We start from the raw sequence: 273 nt of genomic DNA on the forward strand, positions 1-273 counted from the left end.
GGTGGCCCGGATTGGGAAGGCTATCCGCACAACCAGGAAGAGAGCTACTTCGGTGACGCGATGGCGTCGGTCGGTGTCGTGATCCCGCTGGGCCCGCCGCCGGTCGCTCCGGCTCCGCCGGCTCCGCCGCCGCCGCCGGCTCCGGCTCCGGCGCCTGCTCCGGCCCCGGCTCCGATCACCATCGATCTGAACGGCGTCAACTTCGACTTCGATCGTTCGACCCTGCGTCCGGATGCGGTTGCGATCCTGAACGAAGCCGTCGAGATCCTGCGG

At 69.6% G+C, this 273-nt stretch carries 1 protein-coding gene; it reads left to right on the forward strand.

Annotated elements, in window-relative coordinates:
* Positions 1 to 273, forward strand: a 273-nt coding sequence (locus SB719_RS20050) for a hypothetical protein (protein ID WP_412159723.1), incomplete at both ends; no start/stop codon positions are given.

Origin of the sequence: Pantoea sp. SIMBA_079, assembly GCF_046940275.1 — a bacterium.
GTDB classification, from domain to species: domain Bacteria; phylum Pseudomonadota; class Gammaproteobacteria; order Enterobacterales; family Enterobacteriaceae; genus Pantoea; species Pantoea borealis.